This is a genomic window from Alishewanella sp. SMS8 (assembly GCF_030737935.1).
Classification (GTDB): Bacteria; Pseudomonadota; Gammaproteobacteria; order Enterobacterales; family Alteromonadaceae; genus Alishewanella; species Alishewanella maricola.
In genome coordinates, this window is record NZ_JAPJEA010000003.1 from 145,330 (window position 1) to 165,778 (window position 20,449).

Consider the following 20,449-nt stretch of genomic DNA (forward strand, 5'->3'; position numbering starts at 1 on the left):
ACTCATGAAAATTAAACGCTTTGTTGCCAAAGATATGCGCAGCGCCCTGGCAGAAGTCAAAGAGTTCCTCGGCGCCGATGCAATTATTTTATCTAATAAAAAAGTCGCTGGTGGTGTTGAAATTGTTGCGGCGATTGATGCAGAAGCCCCAGCAGCAACACCTCGCCAAGCCACGCCATCACAGGCTTCTAATACTGCAGAAACGGTAGCAATTGCCAGTGCACGCGCCGAGCCTCGCTTTAGTGTCAGTGTTGATGACGAGCCAGAAGCGGATCCAGCAGATTCATTACGCGCCTTACTCGCCAGACAAATGATTAAGCAACAAGGTCGGGAGCCGCAAGCCCCCGCAGCGGCACTAACCAAGCAAAAGGTTGCTGAGCCCGCGTTACAAAAAGCCCCACAATTTGAACGTCAAAATTCTGGCAATACTCAAGCTCAGTCAGCACAATGGCAAGAAATTAGTCAAGCCCAGCAAGCCCAAGCACAATTAATGCAGCAACAGTTCGCCCAAATGCAAACTGAGATGCTGTCGATGCGCCAATTACTGCAGCATCAAGTCTCGGGTTTAATGTGGCAAGATTTAGCTCGGCGCGAGCCCGTGCGGGCACTTGTGATTGAAAATCTGCAACAAATGGGCTTGTCTGAGCAAATCGCTGATCAGTTAGCCTGTTTCATGCCCGATGATTTAAATGCCGCTGCTGCATGGGATACTGCGCTAGAATTACTCTCAGGGCAGTTAAATACCACTAACGATGATATTTTGCGTCGAGGTGGGGTTATTGCCTTAGTTGGCCCAACAGGAGTAGGGAAAACCACCACCGTAGCCAAACTTGCCGCGGGTTTTGCCAAACGACACGGTGTTGATCAAGTGGCTTTAATTACCACAGATTGTTTTCGGATCGGTGCTTTTGAACAACTGGCGACATTTGGCCGCATTATCGGTTGTCCCGTTAAACAGGCGAAAGATAGCGAAGAGCTGGCGATATTGTTGAATCAGCTACAACAGCGTAAACTGGTCTTAATTGATACTGCCGGCATGAGTCAACGCGATGTGCGTTTAGCCGAGAAACTTGCGTCATTGGTCCATAATTCTCGTGTTAAAATAAAAAGTTATCTGGTATTGTCAGCCACAGCTCAGGCGCGCGTGATGCAAGAAAGTGTGCAACAATTTAAACGCATTGGCTTATCAGGTTGTATTTTCACCAAATTGGATGAATGTTTAAGTTTAGGTGAAGTGATCAATGTGGCATTACAAAATGCCTTGCCAGTCAGTTACCTAACACATGGCCAACGTGTGCCAGAAGATATTCGGATTGCTGACGCGGCCGATTTAGTAAAAGAAGCGGAGCAGTTACGTCAACAACACAGTGATAACCGCCATCAATGGTATCAAGACGACACAACGCAGGTAGCAGCTGCCTATGCCTAAAGATGTATTAGCCGATGATCAAGCCAGTGGCCTTAGAAAAATGAAGAAACAGATGGTAAAAGTGATTTCTATAACCGGCGGTAAAGGTGGCGTGGGTAAAACCAACGTTACATTAAATCTGGCTATGGCGCTGGCCCAGCTGGGGAAAAAGGTTTTAGTACTTGATGCCGATCTCGGTTTAGCCAATTGCGACGTGATGTTGGGCTTGCGCGTCGATAAAAATTTATCCCATGTCCTTGCTGGATCGGCTACTTTAGACGATATTTTAGTAGAGGGGCCTTACGGTATTAAAATTGTGCCTGCCACCTCCGGTAGTCAAAATATGACGGAGCTTTCTCCGGTAGAACATGCTAGTTTAATTCGTGCCTTCAGTGAATTACACACACCTATTGATGTGTTACTAGTTGATACCGCCGCGGGTATCTCCGATATGGTGCTTAGTTTCTCTCGTGCCTCGCAAGATGTCTTAATGGTCGTATGTGATGAACCCTCTTCCATTACCGATGCTTATGCTTTAATGAAGATTTTAAGTCGCGACCATGGCGTCGATAAATTTAAAATTGTAGCGAATATGGTGCGCAGCCTAAAAGAAGGCCAAGAATTATTTGCTAAACTGACTCGTGTCACTGATCGATTTCTTGATGTCAGTTTAGAACTAGTGGCCACCGTGCCACAGGATGAAAACGTGCGCAAAGCTGCGCGCAAACAGAAAGCTTTTATTGAAGCCTTCCCAACAACACCGGCGAGTATGGCAATTAAAACCTTAGCGCTTAAAGCCGTGAAATGGCCGTTGCCAGGCAGTGCATCTGGGCATCTGGAGTTTTTTCTGGAGCAGTTAGTACAGCCACAGTCTGATTAGGGGGTTCTGTGAACAGTAAGCTTGCCGCTTATGGTGGCGTAGACCACATGCAACAGTTAGTGGAGCGACAAGCTCCGCTGGTCAAACGTATTGCCTATCACTTATTGGCCCGTTTGCCGGCCAGTGTGCAAGTCGATGACTTAATTCAATCTGGGATGATCGGTTTAATTGAAGCTGCGAAAAATTTCGATGGTAGCAAAGGCGCGAGTTTTGAAACCTTTGCAGGCATTCGTATTCGCGGCGCCATGCTAGACGAAATTCGTCGCGGCGATTGGACACCGCGTTCAGTGCATCGTAATTCGCGTTTAATTGCCGATACCATCGCCGAACTAGAAGCTGAGTTGGGCCGTGACGTTAAAGATTATGAAGTTGCAGAAAAACTTGCTATATCATTAGATGAATATCATCATATGATTAGTGATGTTAGCTCGGGTCGAATTATTGGTATTGAAGACCTTGGTATTTCTGAAGACGTGTTGGTGACTGCTGATGATAGCGATACCGATCAGTTATATCAGCATCAAGCTAACAGCGCCTTTAACGATGCACTTGCCAAAACCATCAGCAGTTTACCAGAGCGAGAAGCGTTAGTGCTGTCGCTTTATTATAATGAAGAACTAAACTTAAAAGAGATCGGGGCGGTGCTGGATGTTAGCGAGTCTCGTATCAGTCAGATTCATAGTCAGGCATTGGTGCGTTTAAAAGGCCGAATGCAGGCTTGGTTGTAATGCATCCATATTATCTGGATGACTTTCTCTTCGGAGGGGACTTTGAATAAAAATATGAAAATCCTTGTGGTAGATGACTTTTCTACTATGAGACGCATCATCAAAAATCTGTTGCGCGATCTAGGCTTTACAAATATTTCAGAAGCAGATGATGGCAGCACGGCTTTACCAATGTTACAAGGCGGAGATTTTGACTTCGTGGTCACAGATTGGAATATGCCGGGTATGCAAGGTATCGATTTGCTAAGAGCAATTCGAGCCGATGCTAAGCTGAAGCACATTCCGGTGATGATGGTAACGGCTGAAGCTAAAAAAGAACAAATCATCGCGGCAGCTCAAGCTGGCGTTAATGGTTACATCGTCAAACCTTTTACTGCTGCAACCTTACAGGAAAAGCTGGCGAAAGTATTTGAGCGGATCGGTTAAACCGTTTCTTGCCAAGGAGTAAAGCCATGCCTGTGACTAAGGTCCCATTAATTACGCTTGAACAAGCAAAAGAACTCGTTCAGCTACTGGAGATTGGTGAGCAAGAAGTTGCTAATCAACTGGTGCAACAGCTAGGTACGCCTGGCTCGTCTGAGCTATTTGCTGAGGTCGGTAAAATTACCCGACAACTGCACGATTCCTTAAAAAACTTCCGAATTGATCCTGCTCTTAGCAATATATTGCAAGAAGATATTCCTGATGCGAAAAAGCGCTTAAACCATGTTATTGATATGACAGAGCAAGCCGCTAACCGTACCATGGATGCCGTAGAATCTTGTTTACCGATTGCGGATGAGATCACTAAACAACTTGGGCAATTAATGCCGCAATGGCAAAAGTTGATGCAGCGCGATTTGCCCTTAGCTGAATTTAAAGCGCTTTGTCATAATATTGATGGTTTTTTACAAAAAACTTCGAGCGAATCATTACGTCTAAACAGCTTGTTAACTGACGTTTTGATGGCGCAAGATTTTCAAGATCTTACTGGGCAGATTCTTCGCCGTGTGATTGAACTAGTACGAGAAGTCGAAGAAAGCCTTATCGGTCTTGTTACTGCTTTTGGTAAATCCAGTTCGCAATTTCTGGAACAACAACCCGCAAAAAGTAAAACTAAAACGTTGGTTGCTGCCGAAGGCCCGATTATTGATGCCGCTGAGCGTGCAGATGTAGTAAATGGTCAGGACGATGTCGACGACTTACTGTCTAGCTTAGGGTTTTAACTGAGGTGTCTGCAGATGAGCTTTGATATGGACGAAGATATTCTTCAGGATTTTCTGGTAGAAGCCGGTGAAATTTTGGAGTTGCTGCAAGAACAGTTAGTTGAGTTAGAGAATAACCCAGATGACGCGCCGCTACTTAATGCCATTTTCCGTGGTTTTCACACGGTGAAGGGTGGGGCGGGGTTTTTATCGCTAACCGAATTAGTTGACGTTTGCCATGGCGCGGAAAACGTATTTGATATTTTACGAACAGGCAAACGCTCGGTTACGCCAGAATTAATGGACGTGATCTTGCAAGCGCTCGATTCGGTCAACAGCATGTTTACCGAAGTCAAAGCTCGGCAACCGTTAACGCCAGCGGCGGCTGATTTACTAGCGGCACTCCATCACTACAGTGAACCTGCCGCTGCAGATCCGGTCGCTGAAGCGCCAGTAGTGCCAGCGCCGCCAGCCGCAACGGCTCAAGCGGCTGCAGAAATTGAAGATGCGGGTGATATCGACAGTATTTCTGAAGCAGAATTCGAGCGTATGCTTGATGAGCTGCATGGCAGCGGTGCCCCCGGTCGTGATAGTGCGCCTACTGCGACAACGAGTGCTGATCTTGGCGCTGATATGTCTGATGACATTACCGATGACGAATTTGAAAACCTGTTAGACCAGTTACATGGTAAAGGCAGTTTTAACAGCGACACTCCAGCTAAAGTTCCTGCAGAAGCTGAACCCGTCAAGCCAAAAGCTGCTGCGCCAAAAGATGACGAAATTACTGACGACGAGTTTGAAGCCTTATTAGATCAATTGCATGGCAAAGGCAAAGCGCCAGTGACACCCCCGGCGGCTAAAGCTACGGAGCGTCCAGTTCCACCTGCACCGGTAACAACACCGCAAACGCCTGCCGCAACAGCTGCACCAGTTGTGGCAACGCCAGCGGATAAAGGCGCACCGCCGGCTGTAGCTGCCGCTGCCGCTGAAACAACGGTACGAGTCGATACTAAACGCCTAGATCAAATCATGAATATGGTTGGTGAGTTAGTGTTGGTGCGCAATCGTTTGGTAAGCTTATCCAGCTCAACGCAAAACGAAGAAATGACTAAGGCGATTGCCAACCTTGACGTGGTCACTGCGGATATTCAAGGCGCGGTGATGAAAACGCGCATGCAGCCCATTAAGAAGGTATTTGGTCGTTTCCCTCGTGTGGTGCGTGATTTAGCACGTTCTTTGAAAAAAGATATCGATCTAATTCTTGAAGGTGAAGAAACCGATTTAGATAAAAACTTAGTGGAAGCCTTAGCCGATCCGTTAGTGCATTTGGTGCGCAACTCTGTTGACCACGGCATTGAAATGCCTGATGTCCGTGCAGCTGCAGGTAAGGCACGGACCGGTATTGTGAAATTAGCGGCTACCCAAGCTGGTGACCATATTCTGTTGACCATTCAAGATGATGGTGCCGGTATGGATCCAGAAAAACTCAAAGGTATAGCCATTAAACGCGGTGTTATTGATACCGATGCGGCCGCCAGAATGTCGGATACCGATGCCTTTAATTTGATTTTTGCACCTGGCTTTTCAACTAAAGAGCAGATTTCAGATATATCTGGTCGCGGTGTCGGCATGGATGTGGTGAAAACCAAGATCACTCAACTGAACGGTACCGTGCATATTAGTTCGAAATTGGGTGAAGGCACTACGCTAGAAATCAAGGTGCCGTTAACCTTAGCTATTTTGCCAACCTTAATGGTGGTAGTAGGTAAACAAACCTTCGCTTTACCTTTAGCCGGTGTCAATGAAATCTTTCATCTAGATCTAGCAAAAACTAATATTGTTGATGGCCAGTTAACCATCGTGGTGCGCAACAGAGCCATACCCTTGTTTTACCTCGAACATTGGTTGGTCAAAGGCTCTGATAAAAAGCTGCGCCGCGAACAAGGTCATGTTGTGATCGTGCAAATCGGCCAGCAGCAGGTAGGTTTTGTGGTTGATCAACTGATTGGCCAAGAAGAAGTGGTGATCAAAGCGCTTGATGCTTTATTACAAGGTACACCTGGCATGGCTGGTGCTACCATAACTTCTGATGGTGGTATCGCCTTGATTTTAGACGTGCCAAACCTGCTTAAGCATTATGCTAAAAAGTCAAAAATAAAATTCGAGCGCTTTAAAACGCTACGTGGTTAAGTGAGTATTGCATGACTATTAGGGTATTAATCGTTGATGACTCAAGTTTTTTCCGCCGCCGCTTAACCGAAATGTTATCGGCTGATGCCGAGTTAGAGGTGATTGATACTGCCAATAATGGGCAGGAAGCCATAGCGAAAGCATTAGCGTTAAAACCGGATGTGATCACCATGGATATCGAGATGCCCGTATTAGACGGTATCTCTGCGGTTCGCGAAATACTGAAAACTCAGCGTATCCCTATTTTAATGTTTTCTTCGCTAACACATGAAGGCGCGAAAGCGACCTTAGACGCGCTAGAAGCAGGGGCTGTCGATTTCTTACCGAAAAAATTTGAAGATATTGCCCGCGATAAGCAAGAAGCTATCGATGTGTTACGCGATCGCGTTAAAGCGGTTGCAAGACGTCGCCCCCTAGGTCGCAGTACATTCGCACACTCTCCGTTAGCAAAAACTGCTATGCCAACGACGCGCACCGCCGATGTAACAACGCGGCCATTAGCTGATGCCAGTCGCAGCCTCGGGGCTCGCAGTGCCATGCCACGGCCTACGTTAACCCCACGCAGCTCTGCCGTGACCCAAAGCAGTGGTAAAGAATATAAACTGGTTGCCATTGGTACCTCTACCGGTGGTCCCGTTGCTTTACAACGTATTTTAACGGCGTTACCCGCTAACTTCCCGTTACCGATTATCCTAATTCAGCATATGCCTGCGGCTTTTACCGGCGCTTTTGCGCAGCGATTAAACTCGTTGGCCAAAATTGAAATTAAAGAAGCCGAAGACAATGAACTGTTGCGCCCAGGTGTGGCTTATTTAGCGCCCGGCGGCAAACAAATGTTGGTGGATGGCAATGAAAGCCAAGCGCGTTTAAAAATCAAAGATGATGATTCCCCGCGAATTAATTTTAAACCCAGTGTGGATGTCACCTTTGCTACTGCCGCAAGGGTGTTTCAGCAAAAAGTGCTGGCGATTGTATTAACCGGTATGGGGTCTGATGGTCGCGAAGGTGCACGTATGCTGAAACAGCAGGGCGCAACCATTTGGGCGCAAGATGAAGCCAGTTGTGTTGTCTATGGGATGCCGCAAGCGATTGCAGCAGCAGGATTAATGGATGCGGAAGTGCCTTTAGCTGATGTGGCTGCAAGAATATTGACGGAACTAAAGCATGGATAAGTTGGCGTTTATTGGCTTTATACTGGCGGTAGTAGCGGTTGCTGGCGGCTTTGTTTTAGAAGGCGGTACACTCAGTACCTTAATGCATTTACCGGCGTTTATTATTGTATTTGGTGGCACGCTGGGTGCAGTAATGTTGCAAACCCCATTTCAACAATTTCGCTTGGGCTTATCTATGCTGCCATGGGCTTTTTTACCCCGGGCGCTACCTGTACAACAAACCATGAACCGGATTGTTGAGTGGGGAAATTCAGCGCGCGCTAATGGCTTTTTGTCATTGGAATCGGCAGCACTAGAAGAATCCGATCCGTTTTTACATCGTGGTTTAAACTTATTAGTTGATGGTGCAGAAGCCGACACCTTACAAATCACCTTAGATGCTGAATTAAGTTTGACTCGCGAACGTTTACTACGTGGCGCGCGTATTTTTGAAGCGATGGGTGGTTACAGCCCGACTATCGGTATTATTGGCGCGGTATTGGGGCTTATTCAAGCAATGAGTCATATCAGTGATCCTGATAGGCTCGGTTTGGGCATCGCCACTGCTTTTGTAGCCACCATTTATGGCGTTGGTTTCGCGAACCTTGTATTTATTCCTTTAGGGAACAAATTAAAAAACTTAGTTCAGCAACAAAGTCTTTATCACGAGTTGATTATTGAAGGCTTAGTGTCTATTGCCCAAGGGCAAAATCCGCGGACTATTGAGCGGAAACTTGCCGCCTATCGACCAGGTTAATGTATGTATCGACATCGAGGTTCTCAGCAACAAACTGAACGCGAAGATCTTGATCGTTGGCTGGTGTCCTATGCTGACTACATGACTTTAATGTTTGCCTTATTTGTTGTGCTTTATGCGTTATCTTTAGTCAAAAATGAAGAGTTTAGTGTACTCACCGATTCTATTACCAAAGTGTTTGACAAAACGGTCAAAGACCAAACCGCCGCCACCGGTGAAACCTTATTACCGTTAAGCAATAAACAAAGTGATTTTCCATTGTACGGCACTTCCCTTGAACCGGCGCAAGGGCCGGAACTGGTTGCCGACTCAGCGACCTTATCTGATGTCAGAAAACGCTTTTTAGGCAGCGCCTTACAATCCATAGAGCAAGAGTTGACACAGGCGCTAAGTAATTTAATTGAACAAGGAGTCGCTAAACTTCGGCAAGATGAAGATTGGTTGGTGATCGAGCTAAACAGCGGGTTATTATTTGCGTCAGGCAGCGCCACTGCAACAGAGTCAGCCCGTACTTTGTTAAAAGAAATTGGCAAAATCATTAATCCAATCAATAACTTTTTAAGAGTCAGAGGCTATACTGATAATATTCCTATCCGTAATGAAGTGTTTTCATCTAATTGGGAATTATCCGTTGCACGTGCCACTTCAGTGCTACGCTTATTAGAAGAGTCTGGTACGCCATCGCATCGTATGGCAATTGAAGGCTTCGGTCAGTATTATCCCAGTGCCGATAACAGTACCGCCAGCGGTCGGGCTGAAAATCGTAAAGTGGTGATTGCCATTTCTCGTTATGGTTATCGGCCCGAGCAGCTAAGCCCAGAAGCAGATGCCGCTTTAGAGCAGCAACTGCGTCAAGTCACTCAAGAAGATGGTTCTATTCAAGTTATTGCTTTACCTGGGGGCGGGATACGTATTACAACGCGTCAGGAAAACCCTGACGCCGTGCCGCAAGGACAGGATCCTAAATAGTGGTTATTTGGACAGTCGCAAATCAAAAAGGTGGAGTAGGTAAAACCACCACCACAGTGACGCTTGGTGGCTTGTTGGCCGAGCGCGGTCATCGTGTGCTGTTAGTCGATACCGATCCCCATGCTTCTTTAACCTATTATTTTGGTATTGATGCCGAAGAGCTAGAAGTGAGTGTGTTTGATATTTTTATGCGCGGTAAACAGATTACCCGTGAAGAAATATTACAATCGCTGTGCCCGACTCAGGCTGAAGGTTTAGATATTCTGCCCGCATCCATGTCGTTAGCGACCCTTGACCGTGCCATGGGCAGTAAAGGCGGCATGGGCTTACTACTGAAAAAAGCCTTACAGTTAATTGCCGCCGATTACGACTATGTATTGATTGATTGCCCCCCGGTGATGGGGGTTTTAATGGTCAATGCGCTGGCGGCATGTCAGCGCGTGTTAATACCGGTGCAAACCGAGTTTTTGGCACTAAAAGGTTTAGAGCGTATGATTGCGACCATGGCGTTAATGCGTGGCTCTAAACAAGCTTTATCTTATACTATAATTGCTACTATGTACGACAAACGTACCCGAGCCTCGCTAGAAGCTTATAAAGCGTTAAAAGAGACGTATCAGGATCAGGTGTGGTCTTCTGTGGTTCCTATTGATACGAAGTTTCGCGATGCGTCGTTAGCACAAACGCCCCCGCATATGTTTGCCAGCAATGCTCGTGGTGTATTTGCTTACAATACGTTGCTGACTTATTTGCTGCAATTAACGCCGGAGGCTTAATGTGAGCCAGTTAATTGCCAGTCAAAAAGTGATTCAAGGCTATTTAGATTCGTTATTAACCGAAGACGATGATCGCGCTGAGGTCGCCGTTAGTGCTGTTGCGGAAAAACAACGTGCTGAATTAAACACATTATTAGCGCAAGCTGTTACTGCGAAGCCCGTGGCTGCGACAGCCGCCGCGGTTAATGTAAAAACGCCGGTTGAACCCGTTTTAGCACCGGCCAAACTGGCCGTGCAGCACACTGAGGTTGCCAGTAACAGAGCGATCCCCATAGCACAGCGTTTAGCGGCTAATACCGTCGCTGCCTCCGATACAACGGCGAAAGCGTATCGAAAAGAACGGTTTCAAGTATTATTTTTTAATGTGGCCGGTTTAAAAATTGCAGTGCCATTGACTGAACTTGGTGGTATTCATGAGCTTAGAACCATTACCAGTTTATTTGGCAAGCCGAATTGGTTTCGCGGCGTGATGTTGTATCGTGAACAAAAAATCAATGTGGTCGACACCGCGCGCTGGGTCATGCCAGAAAAATATAACGAAGCTCTGGAACAAGAGTTAAACTATAATTATCTCATTATGTTAGGGTCAAGTAATTGGGGGCTGTGTTGCGAAAGCCTAATTGATACCATGACCTTAGAACCTGAAGAAGTGAAGTGGCGTGAACACCAAGGCAAGCGCCCGTGGATCGCCGGATTGATCAAAGAACATATGTGTGTCTTACTTGAAGTTGACGAGCTAATCGCCTTGCTAAACCAAGGCCTCGATATCAACGCCCGCAGAAATAGAGCACGAGGAGCTGTAGATGAGTAATAAAGTTTCCCAATCGGCAGATAAAAAACAGGTTGTCGACGAAGTGTTGCAATGGGTAACCTTCCGTTTGCAGGAAGAAACTTATGGCATCAATGTGATGCAGGTCCAAGAGGTGCTGCGTTACAGTGAGATCGCACCTGTACCTGGCTCACCAGAGTATGTACTGGGCATCATTAATTTACGCGGAAATGTTGTTACCGTTATTGATACGCGGGCTCGATTTGGTTTACCTCCAGCCGAGGTCACCGATAATACTCGTGTGGTGATTATCGAAGCAGAAAAGCAAGTAATTGGTATTTTGGTCGACAGTGTCGCCGAAGTGGTTTACTTAAAACAGTCTGAGGTGGATAGTGCACCGAATGTCGGTACCGATGAAAGTGCACGTTTTATTCAAGGTGTGTCTAACCGCGATGGTGAGTTACTCATTTTGGTTGACTTGAATAAAATGCTAAATGATGAAGAATGGGATGAGATTAACAGCCTTTGATGAACATACCTGTTTGGTTAGTCTGGCCGTTGTTAGGCCTAGGCATAGTCAGTGTGCTGCTTCTGGCCTTATGGCTGCGTAAGCGTTTGGCACAAGTTGAGCGTAAAGTCAGTCTACTGAGTGCTCAGCTTGAGAGCAGCCAGCAACACGCGGCCACAGCGCAGGCTGAGCTAGAAGAGCTGCGCTCAGGCGTGATTGGTGTTGGCCAGCGCGTACTCAATTTACAAGAGTCGCAACAGCGCTTAAAAAACCAATTAGCTGAGTTACACGAACAGCATCAAGTGATTGCACTAAGCGATCCAGAGAGTAAAATTTATAGCCGAGCCATGAAGATGGTGGAGCTGGGCGCTGATCTCGAAGAAATTATCCGTGAATGTGAATTACCACGCGCTGAAGCTGAATTGTTGGTCAATTTGCATCAACAAAAACAAGGTTAAGCAAAGCAGAGGTCGCTATGAGTGATCAGCCAGAGCAAAGCGCTACCGCGCTAAAATATGACGGCGCCGGCGCGCCCATTATTATTGCAAAAGGGCATGGCCAGTTAGCAGCTGATATTATTGCCCTAGCGCGTGAGCACGGTGTATTGATACATGAAGATGCCGAGTTATCTCGGCTGTTAAGCCAATTACAATTAGGCGATCAGATCCCTAAGGCCTTGTATCTGATTATCGCCGAGTTAATTGCTTTCTCCTATGTACTGCAAGGCAAGTTTCCTGAAAACTGGCATAACATTCATCAGCGTATTGACCTAAAAGCCTAACCCTCATGTTCTTGTTGTAGCCAAAGGGCTATTCAGCCGTTTCTGGCTTTTGCCATACTAGCGCTTTAAAGTGCTGACGACACATCGAAACATAACTTTCATTACCGCCAATTTGTACTTGCGAGCCCGCTGTCGCTGCCTGGCCATGTTCATCTAACCGCACCACAAAATTCGCTTTACGACCACAATGACAAATAGTTTTTAATTCAATCAATTTGTCCGCCCAAGCTAAAAGTGCCTGGCTTCCAGCAAAGGTTTCACCCAAAAAATCTGTACGTAAGCCAAAGGCCAACACCGGCACATTTAGCTCATCTACTACGTCTGTCAGCTGCCGCACCTGTGTTTTTGATAAAAACTGTGCTTCATCAATCAACACACAATCTAAACGACCTGCGGCTTTTTGTTGTTGCAGTGTAGTGAAAAAGTCGAATTGGTGATCAAAAATGTGCGCATCCATGGCCAAACCAATGCGCGAACTGACTTTACCTAAACCAAAGCGATTATCTAAAGCAGCGGTGAAAATGGCCACCGTCATGCCGCGTTCTTGATAGTTATAGGCACTTTGCAGTAAAGAAGTGGATTTGCCGGCATTCATTGCCGAATAATAAAAATACAATTGAGCCATTACGGTACCCTAAAAATGCTGACGGCGCAGTATACCAACTTACTATAGAAAATCAGCTAGCTGCGCTTCAAGCCTAGCAGGATTTAACTGCCTGCTGCGGCTTAAATTAACCGGCAGCAGGGCGTTGGTATGGTGTTAATGATCTGCAGTTTTCACCCTTTCTTGCGGTTTTTCAGCGCGCTTAACGGCGCTGTCATCTGCTTTTTTATTATTTTGTGTTGGTTTAGCGGGTTGCACTATTGGAAAGAATAAATTTAACGGATTTTGTTTTATTTGCTCGAACACACTTTTCAGTAACAACGAAAACTTACCAATTTGCGTGCCGCGTGCGCGCAGTGCCACGGTTAGGGCGAGAGTAAAGCTCACCCACAAATTAACAAAACCAATTAATAACACCATCACTAGATAAAACAAAAAGCCGAAGAGGCCCAAATCGCCATCGACTGTGCTGTAGCCTAAATTGGCTGAAGCAAAAGCGACATGCCGAATATCCAACGGTAAATCAAGCAAGTAGCCTAAGTAGCTGGTCATGCCTAATAACACACCAAAAAAGAAATTACCGGCCAAGGCACCATAGTTTTCATGCCAATATTCGGCAAAAGCTTTACGTGCACGTTGCGGTAAGAGCCTTTTCAGTAAGGGGTGTTGGTATAGCCGTAAATTTAATTCAAGATAATTGGCGCGGTTTTCAAAAAAACCGGCAATAATGCCCGAGCAGAATAACCAAACCCCCGCAATAGCCGCAAAAAACAGTGAGCCATGCCAAGGTGAGATGGCATCTAACTGATAAGACACCGCAGCGGCATCTAAAATGGAGCGATCTTGCCAATACCAAAAGCTCAAGGCAATAATTGAAGCGGTTATCACGGCAATACTGACGTTACCCCATACTGCAGCCCACTGCGACCGATTTACGTCAATCAGTAAGGTTGCCAGTTTTTTATGGGCTGCCCGGCCGTTTTCACCTTTTTCAACTTCAGCGGCAAAACTGGCCGCAGTCATGGCTGGCTGCTTGGTGGCGACAGTCAGGCCTAACATATGAATGAGCACAAAACCTAAGCCATAATTTAAACTGGCCAGCGCAGCGTTAGAGAAGGGGGATAACCCCAGCGCTTGGATATGAATTTTAATCAGTGCCATCACGGCAATAATCACGCCTGCACCTGCGGCTGAGGCCACTAAACCAAAAAATTGGCTTTTATCGCGGGTGATGTAATGTTCACCATGACTGCTTTTGTTCACGCTGATGCTTTTCGATAACAGCTGAGTACTGCTGCGCCATAGCGCACGCACGCTTTTTTTCTCGCGGCTGGTATACAGTAACTGCTCGGTTAACTCTAAAGTATGCCGGTGCAGCTCGGCGCGATCCTGACCGGTAATCAATATCACTAATTGTTCTATCCGGCTTAGCGTTTGCTCTAAGCGTTCTAACAGATGAGACACGGCCACCGTGCTGCCTGCTGCTGCCGCACGGCGTCTTAAGCGGTCTATTTGCTCATAGCATTGCTCAACCATCACGATGTAATGTGCACAGTCGTAGAGCGGTAATTCGACATCCGGTTGTTTTTGCCGATAATGGCCCACTAACATATTCAGTTCACGATGCAGCGCAATAAATGCAGAATCAATGTTGTTGAGCCGCTTATCTAATCGCATCAGATCCGGCTCCATCTCTTCTGCAGCGATCCAAACACTGAGCATTTCCAGTGCACACAAGGCATCTTCATGCATGTGCTCTTCAAATGCCGTTAGTTTTTCTTTGCTGACTACGCTTAGAAAAAAGCTGCTGAACTCGGTAAACAAGCCTGGGCCATCAACATGCTCTTCATCATCAATAACAATTTTTTTAAAAACCTCGGCCAGCACGTCTTTTAATTCGTTCAGATCACGCGGTGCTGGGTTCACTTTTTCATAGAGGCGGCTAGATAGTTCACGAAAAAAACCGCGACGTGAAAATACGCCAAGGCTGACTAATGCCGGGTAGATATGCACACTGCACAGCCAACTGAACAAGTTGTTGGCAATCATTTCACTTTCAGCGAGATTTTGTTGCAGTGTTTCTAATAATTTTTTAGCGCGCTTTTTACGCTCAAAGCTAAAGCGTGACTCGTTTACCCAGCCCACTAAGTGTTTTAGCAGGGGTAATCCTTCTTTTTCAGCGGCTAAAGCGCGAACGAGCATCAGCGCATTTAATTTATCCATTAACACCTCATACCCTATACAAGCCTTTACTGCGTCGTTTTCATCAGCTGTTTGCTCTGCATAGCCACAGCATTTGCCAGTGCAGGCTTATGATACCGCAGTGTCTACTAGCTTGCGTAGTTTAAATTTACATTAGCTTTTAGACCTTTAATGGTTGTTTTACCTTAAAACAGGCATACTACCCAACAACAATATCGTTGATTTAAGGAAATAAAAGATGGAAAAGTGGTTATTATTGACCGTTTTTGCGCAAGTCGTGCTAACAAGCGTGGTCATGGTGCTGATGGGGCGGCGACGTTTCAAAGCGGCTCGTAACAAACAAATTAACATGGCCGCTTTTCAAACCATGGATTTACGTGGCGCGGATCAACAAGTCATAGCGACCGGCCGTAATTTCGATAATCAATTTCAGATGCCCATGCTGTATCTATTTAGTGTGTTATTTATATTGCAGTTTGGTTTGGCCGATTTGGCCTTTTTGTTGCTCGGTACGGCCTTTGTGCTGCTACGTATCGCACATACCGTGGTGCATATTGGTAGCAATACCTTGCGTCCACGTTTTCGGTTATTTGTCTTAGGTTGTGTGGTGCTGTGGGTGATTTGGGGCCGTTTGCTGCTATTGGCATTATAGTTTGTGCATTTGTTAATAAAATACACCGGCTTGTATTTAGGCCTGAAAATAAAGGGTTAGTGCCTTAACCAACCAAAACAAAAATAGCAGGTAACGCAGAACTAACCCTAGAGTACACTGGGGTTTAGCTGCTATGATTAACCAAGACTAACCCTTGATTTGCCCTGAAGCGGTAGATCAGTAGTAGATGAGGTTATTTTGCTAAAAGCGTTATGCGGTTTGTTATGTTTAGGTGCTAGCTTTACAGTTTTTGCCGAGCCTTCGCCAGAACTATTAAAAGAGTTTGACCAGTTCTTTCAAGAACAAGTGCAGCAACAGCAAGTGCCTGGTGCAGCCTATGCTATTGTTTATAAAAACAAGATTATTCGCGCTAAAGGCTTTGGTGTACGTGAAGTGGGTAGCAAGCTACCTGTTGACGCTTTTACCGTATTTCGGATTGCTTCTGTTTCTAAAACCTTCGCCGGTGGTTTAGCCAGTATTCTGGCATCGCAAGGTCATTTTAAATGGGATGATCCGGTCAATCGCTATTTACCTGATTTTTCGTTTAAAACGCGTTCGTTTAATAATAAATTAAAAGTAGAACATTTACTGTCGCAAAGCACTGGGGTGATTGCCAATGCTTATGACAACCTGATTGAGGCTAATTTTCAGCCTGAACGTATTTTACCGCAATTTCAAAAGTTAGATCCGCTGTGTACACCCGGCCAGTGTTATGGCTATCAAAATGTCTTGTTCAGTTTAATTGAACCTATTATGCAGCAGTCGACCTCGCAAGATTATGCCAGTTTGTTACGGCAAAATATTTTTGAGCCGCTGCATATGCCAACGGCATCGGTGGGCTATCAGGGGTTTTTAGATACTGAAAATCGCGCCATTCCGCATGTGAAAGCTAAAGGTAAATGGTATCCACGTACCGTTAGCGAAAGTTACTATCGTTTTGCACCGGCCGCAGGGGTCAATGCCAGTGCTATTGATTTAGGCTATTGGTTAATTGCGCAATTAGGTTATAACCCCGAGGTGCTAAATAGCGAACAACTGCAATATATGACGAACAAGCGTGTTCGCACGGTTCGCGATCTGCGCCGTCGTCAGTGGCGTGAACATATTACCGATGCCCATTATGCCCTGGGCTGGCGCGTCTATCAGTTTGGTCAAGAGCAACTGGTGTATCACGGTGGTTGGGTACAAGGCTTTCGTGCCGAATTAGCGTATTCTAAAGATCGTGAGTTGGGCTTAGTGATTTTATTAAATGCGGAATCGAATGTGGTTGCAGAATTAAGCACGCATTTTTGGTCTACCATGTTTACGGCAATGCAAAAAGAAGACAAAGCCAGTTTACTGGCAGGTTGCAAACTATCCGAGAAAAACAGCACAAAAAAAGCGTCTAGCTGTTAAGCCTTGGCAACTTTCTGATATAAATCTAAATAAAAATCACATTGAATTACTGGCGCTTGCGCCAGTAATTCTGCTTTGACTGCAGCACTGAACTTCCAGCCTAATGGCACCATTGTGATCAACTGCATTAGATCGGTTGCCGTTAACTGCATTAGCTGAAAACTCAACCGTTCTCTTGTAACATGCTGAAAATCTGTTATTTCAGTAACGGCATCACTGTGCAAACGTACTTCGCTATAAATCGCTTTTTTGAGTTGCAGTAAATGCTCAGGGGCGGGGGTAACGGTAAGTAAGTGACCACCCACTTTGAGCACACGGCTCAGCTCACTGGCTAAAGAGGGCGCATAAATACGCACTATGGCATCAAAATAACCTGCGGCAAAAGGTAAACTGTAAGCACTAGCGACCGCAAAGTGAACCTGTGGATATTGCTTGGCGGCAGAGCGAATGGCACATTTTGAAATATCGATGCCATGCTGTTCTTCGAGAGTTAATTGTTGCTGTAATAGGTTGCTGTAATAGCCTTCGCCGCACCCTAGATCCAACAAAGTAGTGACCTGCAGCGGTTGTAACATGTTGCCAACTTGCTCGGCCATTGGCCGATACCAATCGGCTTGCAAGAAAGCGCGGCGGGCTTGCATCATTTCTTTATTATCACCCGGATCTTGCGAGTTTTTTTGCTGTACTGGCAACAGGTTAACGTAGCCTTCTTTGGCCTGATCAAAACTATGTCGATTGACACACTGATACTGTTTATTATTTAAAACTAAAGCTTGTTGACACAGTGGGCACAGGTACATAGTTAAACCAAGATAGCAAAAACGCTATTGTAGCAGCAGGCAAGCTTTCGCCGCAAAGCCTTGGTATACTGCGACAAATTATGTGGGGGATTTATGCAAGAATTGGAAATGTGGTCTTTAGATGAATTATGTGACCATGCCTTTGATATATTTGAAGAATTAGCAGCCGATAACCTATCAGCTGAAGATTATCAGTTTTATCAGCAGCATTATGAAGCACGCGGCTATGTCGATTTGGTGGTACCAAGCAGTGATTGGATTGACACCGTCAATCAAGAACTTGAACCCGAACTGCACTACGAAGCACAAATTGGTGTAACGGGCGAGAACGGCAGTGCCGACTTGGTATTAGCCCGTATTTTGTTAAGTCGCGAAAAGCATGAAACCCTGTGCCATGCGTTGTGGCGTGGGCAATAAAACGAATGATTCGGTAAGGGTGTTTTAGCTAAAAGGTTTAGTATTGGAGTCTCTATGTTATTGCAGGTACAACAGAGTCAGGTTTTGCTGATTGATATCCAAAGCAAATTGGCTCCAGCTATTGCTGATCACGCGCAGCTGAGTCAGGCTGCCGCTTGGGTATTACAAATTGCCCGCTTATGTGACGTGCCGGTAATGGCGACAGAACATTATCCAGCTGGCTTAGGTCATACTATCCCCTCATTGCTCGAGTTACTTCCTAGTGGCGCGGTGCATGAAAAAATTCATTTTAGTGCTATGCGTGAACCCGAGATTGTTGCGGCTGTTGCCGCACAGCAACGGCCGCAAGTCGTGGTGCTTGGCACTGAAGCCCATGTTTGTGTGTTGCAAACGGTGCTGGACTTACTTGCCGCAGGTTATCAAGTGTATTTGGTTAGCGAAGCGGTCGGCTCGCGTACGCCTGAAAACAAACAGTTGGCGCTTAGTCGCATGCAACAAGCCGGTGCAGTAGTGATCAGTAAGGAAATGTTAGCCTTTGAATGGCTAGAGCGCGCCGGAACAGAGTTGTTCCGGCAAATTAGCAAAGGGTGGATCAAATAAGCGTTTGGTCGTTTTGAGGCAAAACCTTATTGACCGAGCAGCTGTTCTAGCAAAAGCGCCAATCGCACCGCAGCTTGTTGTAAACGTTGCTCTAAATTAGCTTGATACTGTTCTAAATAGCTGTCGTCAATTAACATGCCTGGCCGATAATGCTGATAAATATCAAAGGTTAACCGTGCAGATTCATTTGCCCAATCTAACACACTGCCTTGTTGCCATAGCGCGGTGTTTTCTGGGTTAATTTGCAAAAATAACCATTCTTGTCTCTGGTAATCTTCGTCATAACCTAGCTTGTGTAGCATGCTGCTATCCCAAATGCCGTGTAAATTAGCCGGCGTTTCTGGGTTATAAAAATACACAGCAGTGCGATTGCCGCCAAGATCATCGGCATAACTGACATGCAGTGGTTGATGTAAGTCGCCAATATAATGCGCTAAAAATAACAAGGCTTGCCAGTCAGTCGCATCTGCGGTTAAACGCTGCTGCATATCGGCGATAGCCGATAAAATACAGCCTTGTTCTGGGCAGTGTTCATGCTTAATTTCTTGCTCTGGGCGCGGCATATTCACATAGTGATGCGGCGCACTCCAACGATATTCCTCTTCACTGCGCACTTCATCTGGCCACGCACAAGCATTGGCGAATTCGGTATGAGGTGAGGCGGCAACTAAGCTCGCCACGTGCTGTTGGGTTTGTACCGACAGTAATTGTAAGCTCATATTACAGATCAGCGCATGCCCCGTGCGACCAAAACCAAAGCTATTGAAGCTTATTAACAGAGCACATAACACTAAAAAACTGCGCATATTTATTCTCCAACCAGTTGAGTAATACTAAAGCGGCTGGCCGCTTCACCGATCTGTTGTTGCACTTCGTTTAACGCCCCTTGCATGTCCTCGGCTAAGGTGTAAGGCGGGTTAATCACCAACATACCACTGCCCGTCATGCCATGCCCATGGCTATCGGCATGTAAATTAAACTCAATACGTAACTGATTTTTAATGCCAGTAGCAACAAGGCTATTTATAAAGGCTTCAACCGCGATGCGTTCAATCACCGGATACCAAATGGCATAGGTCGCTTGCGGAAAGCGTTTATAGGCTTCTTGTAAGCCTGTAACCAAGTCTTGATACTCGGTTTTTAACTCATAAGGCGGGTCTATTAACACTAAACCGCGCTTGACCAAGGGCGGCAGCATCGCTTTAAAGCCGGCATAAGCATCGGTATTTTCAATACGCGTATAACGGCGGCGCACAAATTGGCTTTTTAGCACCGGAAAGTCGGTAGGATGCAGTTCAGTGGCTTGAATATGGTCGTCATTACGCAGCATTAACGCGGCAATTTTCGGCGAGCCCGGATAAAAAGCCAGTTCGCCATCGGGGTTAAGTTGGTTAATTAGCGCGATATAGCGTTTTAATAAGGAGCTTTGCGCTTCGTATTGCCAAAGTTTAGCAATACCGCCTTGGTATTCAGCGGTTTTTAGCGCGTGTTCGCTTTGCAAACTATACAGGCCCGCGCCGGCATGCGTATCGTGATAACACAGCGGTTTATCTTTTTTTAGCAGGTAGTCTAAGATGGCTACCTCGGTAAGATGTTTTACCACATCGGCGTGATTACCCGCATGGTAGCTGTGACGATAACTGAGCATAAAGAAGAGCCTTGCTTTGCCATTTAAGGC

General features: G+C 46.0%; 23 protein-coding genes. 18 read left to right on the forward strand and 5 right to left on the reverse strand.

Translation table 11 applies throughout. The features are described 5' to 3' along the window. Nucleotides 1-4: 4 nt before the first annotated feature. Genes flhF through ORJ01_RS11175 form a run of 14 tightly spaced genes read left to right on the forward strand, consistent with a single transcriptional unit; the run spans nt 5 to nt 12,101 of the window. The gene (gene flhF, locus ORJ01_RS11110) at nt 5-1,429 is read left to right on the forward strand and encodes a flagellar biosynthesis protein FlhF (protein WP_306178087.1); all 1,425 of its coding nucleotides are present in this window, start codon (nt 5-7) and stop codon (nt 1,427-1,429) included. Continuing rightward, nucleotides 1,422-2,288: a MinD/ParA family protein gene (locus ORJ01_RS11115; protein WP_226751840.1), complete on the forward strand. Its 867-nt coding sequence runs from the start codon at nt 1,422-1,424 to the stop codon at nt 2,286-2,288. Before flhF ends, ORJ01_RS11115 begins: the two co-directional genes overlap by 8 nt. Nucleotides 2,289-2,296: 8 nt before the next feature. Then, nucleotides 2,297-3,016, forward strand: a complete 720-nt coding sequence (locus ORJ01_RS11120) for an RNA polymerase sigma factor FliA (RefSeq protein ID WP_371930733.1) — start codon at nt 2,297-2,299, stop codon at nt 3,014-3,016. Between the two features lie 42 nt (nt 3,017-3,058). After that, nucleotides 3,059-3,442, forward strand: coding sequence for a chemotaxis response regulator CheY (gene cheY, locus ORJ01_RS11125; protein WP_226751841.1), 384 nt, complete (start codon nt 3,059-3,061; stop codon nt 3,440-3,442). 26 nt (nt 3,443-3,468) lie between these two features. After that, nucleotides 3,469-4,221: a protein phosphatase CheZ gene (locus ORJ01_RS11130; protein WP_306178088.1), complete on the forward strand. Its 753-nt coding sequence runs from the start codon at nt 3,469-3,471 to the stop codon at nt 4,219-4,221. Between the two features lie 15 nt (nt 4,222-4,236). Next, on the forward strand, nt 4,237-6,390 hold the full coding sequence (locus ORJ01_RS11135; RefSeq protein WP_306178089.1) for a chemotaxis protein CheA: 2,154 nt from the start codon (nt 4,237-4,239) through the stop codon (nt 6,388-6,390). 11 nt (nt 6,391-6,401) lie between these two features. Continuing rightward, nucleotides 6,402-7,562: a chemotaxis response regulator protein-glutamate methylesterase gene (locus tag ORJ01_RS11140; RefSeq protein WP_306178090.1), complete on the forward strand. Its 1,161-nt coding sequence runs from the start codon at nt 6,402-6,404 to the stop codon at nt 7,560-7,562. After that, nucleotides 7,555-8,298, forward strand: a complete 744-nt coding sequence (locus ORJ01_RS11145; RefSeq protein ID WP_306178091.1) for a flagellar motor protein — start codon at nt 7,555-7,557, stop codon at nt 8,296-8,298. The genes ORJ01_RS11140 and ORJ01_RS11145 overlap by 8 nt, the downstream gene beginning before the upstream one ends. A gap of 3 nt (nt 8,299-8,301) precedes the next feature. After that, nucleotides 8,302-9,267, forward strand: a complete 966-nt coding sequence (locus ORJ01_RS11150; RefSeq protein ID WP_306178092.1) for an OmpA family protein — start codon at nt 8,302-8,304, stop codon at nt 9,265-9,267. Continuing rightward, a complete protein-coding gene (locus ORJ01_RS11155) occupies nt 9,267-10,043 on the forward strand; it encodes a ParA family protein (protein ID WP_306178093.1) in 777 nt (258 codons plus the stop codon). Before ORJ01_RS11150 ends, ORJ01_RS11155 begins: the two co-directional genes overlap by 1 nt. A gap of 1 nt (nt 10,044) precedes the next feature. After that, nucleotides 10,045-10,854, forward strand: a complete 810-nt coding sequence (locus ORJ01_RS11160; RefSeq protein ID WP_306178094.1) for a chemotaxis protein CheW — start codon at nt 10,045-10,047, stop codon at nt 10,852-10,854. Next, nucleotides 10,847-11,341: a chemotaxis protein CheW gene (locus ORJ01_RS11165; protein ID WP_306178095.1), complete on the forward strand. Its 495-nt coding sequence runs from the start codon at nt 10,847-10,849 to the stop codon at nt 11,339-11,341. Before ORJ01_RS11160 ends, ORJ01_RS11165 begins: the two co-directional genes overlap by 8 nt. Next, nucleotides 11,341-11,778, forward strand: a complete 438-nt coding sequence (locus tag ORJ01_RS11170) for a DUF2802 domain-containing protein (protein ID WP_306178096.1) — start codon at nt 11,341-11,343, stop codon at nt 11,776-11,778. Before ORJ01_RS11165 ends, ORJ01_RS11170 begins: the two co-directional genes overlap by 1 nt. Then, nucleotides 11,742-12,101 carry an EscU/YscU/HrcU family type III secretion system export apparatus switch protein gene (locus ORJ01_RS11175; RefSeq protein ID WP_306178374.1) on the forward strand — a complete coding sequence of 120 codons (360 nt, stop codon included), beginning with the start codon at nt 11,742-11,744 and terminating at the stop codon, nt 12,099-12,101. The genes ORJ01_RS11170 and ORJ01_RS11175 overlap by 37 nt, the downstream gene beginning before the upstream one ends. 28 nt (nt 12,102-12,129) lie before the next feature. On the opposite strand, the gene ORJ01_RS11180 is transcribed toward ORJ01_RS11175, so the two are convergent. Together ORJ01_RS11180 and ORJ01_RS11185 are read right to left on the reverse strand one after the other, a co-directional pair. After that, nucleotides 12,130-12,726 carry a thymidine kinase gene (locus ORJ01_RS11180; protein ID WP_226751852.1) on the reverse strand — a complete coding sequence of 199 codons (597 nt, stop codon included), beginning with the start codon at nt 12,724-12,726 and terminating at the stop codon, nt 12,130-12,132. A gap of 135 nt (nt 12,727-12,861) precedes the next feature. Then, nucleotides 12,862-14,928 (reverse strand): site-specific recombinase, encoded by a 2,067-nt coding sequence (locus tag ORJ01_RS11185; protein WP_306178097.1) that lies wholly within the window; start codon nt 14,926-14,928, stop codon nt 12,862-12,864. Nucleotides 14,929-15,145: 217 nt separating this feature from the next. On the opposite strand from ORJ01_RS11185, the gene ORJ01_RS11190 reads away from it, so the two are divergent. Both ORJ01_RS11190 and ORJ01_RS11195 read left to right on the forward strand, forming a co-directional pair. After that, the gene (locus tag ORJ01_RS11190; RefSeq protein WP_306178098.1) at nt 15,146-15,559 is read left to right on the forward strand and encodes an MAPEG family protein; all 414 of its coding nucleotides are present in this window, start codon (nt 15,146-15,148) and stop codon (nt 15,557-15,559) included. Nucleotides 15,560-15,757: 198 nt separating this feature from the next. Further along, nucleotides 15,758-16,954: a serine hydrolase gene (locus ORJ01_RS11195; protein WP_226751855.1), complete on the forward strand. Its 1,197-nt coding sequence runs from the start codon at nt 15,758-15,760 to the stop codon at nt 16,952-16,954. Here the strand turns inward: ORJ01_RS11195 and rlmA are convergent. Then, nucleotides 16,951-17,754 carry a 23S rRNA (guanine(745)-N(1))-methyltransferase gene (rlmA, locus tag ORJ01_RS11200; protein WP_306178099.1) on the reverse strand — a complete coding sequence of 268 codons (804 nt, stop codon included), beginning with the start codon at nt 17,752-17,754 and terminating at the stop codon, nt 16,951-16,953. The two genes, ORJ01_RS11195 and rlmA, sit on opposite strands and share 4 nt — an antisense overlap. Nucleotides 17,755-17,847: 93 nt before the next feature. Here rlmA and ORJ01_RS11205 point away from each other — a divergent pair, with 93 nt between their 5' ends. Further along, nucleotides 17,848-18,171, forward strand: a complete 324-nt coding sequence (locus tag ORJ01_RS11205) for a DUF440 family protein (RefSeq protein ID WP_306178100.1) — start codon at nt 17,848-17,850, stop codon at nt 18,169-18,171. A gap of 54 nt (nt 18,172-18,225) precedes the next feature. Continuing rightward, nucleotides 18,226-18,771, forward strand: coding sequence for a hydrolase (locus tag ORJ01_RS11210; protein WP_306178101.1), 546 nt, complete (start codon nt 18,226-18,228; stop codon nt 18,769-18,771). 26 nt (nt 18,772-18,797) lie between these two features. Here the strand turns inward: ORJ01_RS11210 and ORJ01_RS11215 are convergent, their stop codons facing one another. After that, the gene (locus tag ORJ01_RS11215; RefSeq protein ID WP_306178102.1) at nt 18,798-19,577 is read right to left on the reverse strand and encodes a S1/P1 nuclease; all 780 of its coding nucleotides are present in this window, start codon (nt 19,575-19,577) and stop codon (nt 18,798-18,800) included. Between the two features lie 2 nt (nt 19,578-19,579). Continuing rightward, complete coding sequence (locus tag ORJ01_RS11220) at nt 19,580-20,419, reverse strand: 23S rRNA (adenine(2030)-N(6))-methyltransferase RlmJ (RefSeq protein WP_306178103.1); 840 nt, start codon at nt 20,417-20,419, stop codon at nt 19,580-19,582. Nucleotides 20,420-20,449: the final 30 nt, after the last annotated feature.

What these genes read in the sequence shown, in the direction of transcription:
- flhF (WP_306178087.1), top strand. Translation starts at nt 5, where the DNA reads ATGAAAATTAAACGCTTTGTTGCCAAAGATATGCGCAGCGCCCTGGCA.
- ORJ01_RS11115 (WP_226751840.1), top strand. Translation starts at nt 1,422, where the DNA reads ATGCCTAAAGATGTATTAGCCGATGATCAAGCCAGTGGCCTTAGAAAA.
- ORJ01_RS11130 (WP_306178088.1), top strand. Translation starts at nt 3,469, where the DNA reads ATGCCTGTGACTAAGGTCCCATTAATTACGCTTGAACAAGCAAAAGAA.
- ORJ01_RS11135 (WP_306178089.1), top strand. Translation starts at nt 4,237, where the DNA reads ATGAGCTTTGATATGGACGAAGATATTCTTCAGGATTTTCTGGTAGAA.
- ORJ01_RS11140 (WP_306178090.1), top strand. Translation starts at nt 6,402, where the DNA reads ATGACTATTAGGGTATTAATCGTTGATGACTCAAGTTTTTTCCGCCGC.
- ORJ01_RS11145 (WP_306178091.1), top strand. Translation starts at nt 7,555, where the DNA reads ATGGATAAGTTGGCGTTTATTGGCTTTATACTGGCGGTAGTAGCGGTT.
- ORJ01_RS11150 (WP_306178092.1), top strand. Translation starts at nt 8,302, where the DNA reads ATGTATCGACATCGAGGTTCTCAGCAACAAACTGAACGCGAAGATCTT.
- ORJ01_RS11165 (WP_306178095.1), top strand. Translation starts at nt 10,847, where the DNA reads ATGAGTAATAAAGTTTCCCAATCGGCAGATAAAAAACAGGTTGTCGAC.
- ORJ01_RS11170 (WP_306178096.1), top strand. Translation starts at nt 11,341, where the DNA reads ATGAACATACCTGTTTGGTTAGTCTGGCCGTTGTTAGGCCTAGGCATA.
- ORJ01_RS11180 (WP_226751852.1), bottom strand. Translation starts at nt 12,726, where the DNA reads ATGGCTCAATTGTATTTTTATTATTCGGCAATGAATGCCGGCAAATCC.
- ORJ01_RS11185 (WP_306178097.1), bottom strand. Translation starts at nt 14,928, where the DNA reads ATGGATAAATTAAATGCGCTGATGCTCGTTCGCGCTTTAGCCGCTGAA.
- ORJ01_RS11190 (WP_306178098.1), top strand. Translation starts at nt 15,146, where the DNA reads ATGGAAAAGTGGTTATTATTGACCGTTTTTGCGCAAGTCGTGCTAACA.
- rlmA (WP_306178099.1), bottom strand. Translation starts at nt 17,754, where the DNA reads ATGTACCTGTGCCCACTGTGTCAACAAGCTTTAGTTTTAAATAATAAA.
- ORJ01_RS11205 (WP_306178100.1), top strand. Translation starts at nt 17,848, where the DNA reads ATGCAAGAATTGGAAATGTGGTCTTTAGATGAATTATGTGACCATGCC.
- ORJ01_RS11210 (WP_306178101.1), top strand. Translation starts at nt 18,226, where the DNA reads ATGTTATTGCAGGTACAACAGAGTCAGGTTTTGCTGATTGATATCCAA.
- ORJ01_RS11215 (WP_306178102.1), bottom strand. Translation starts at nt 19,577, where the DNA reads ATGCGCAGTTTTTTAGTGTTATGTGCTCTGTTAATAAGCTTCAATAGC.
- ORJ01_RS11220 (WP_306178103.1), bottom strand. Translation starts at nt 20,419, where the DNA reads ATGCTCAGTTATCGTCACAGCTACCATGCGGGTAATCACGCCGATGTG.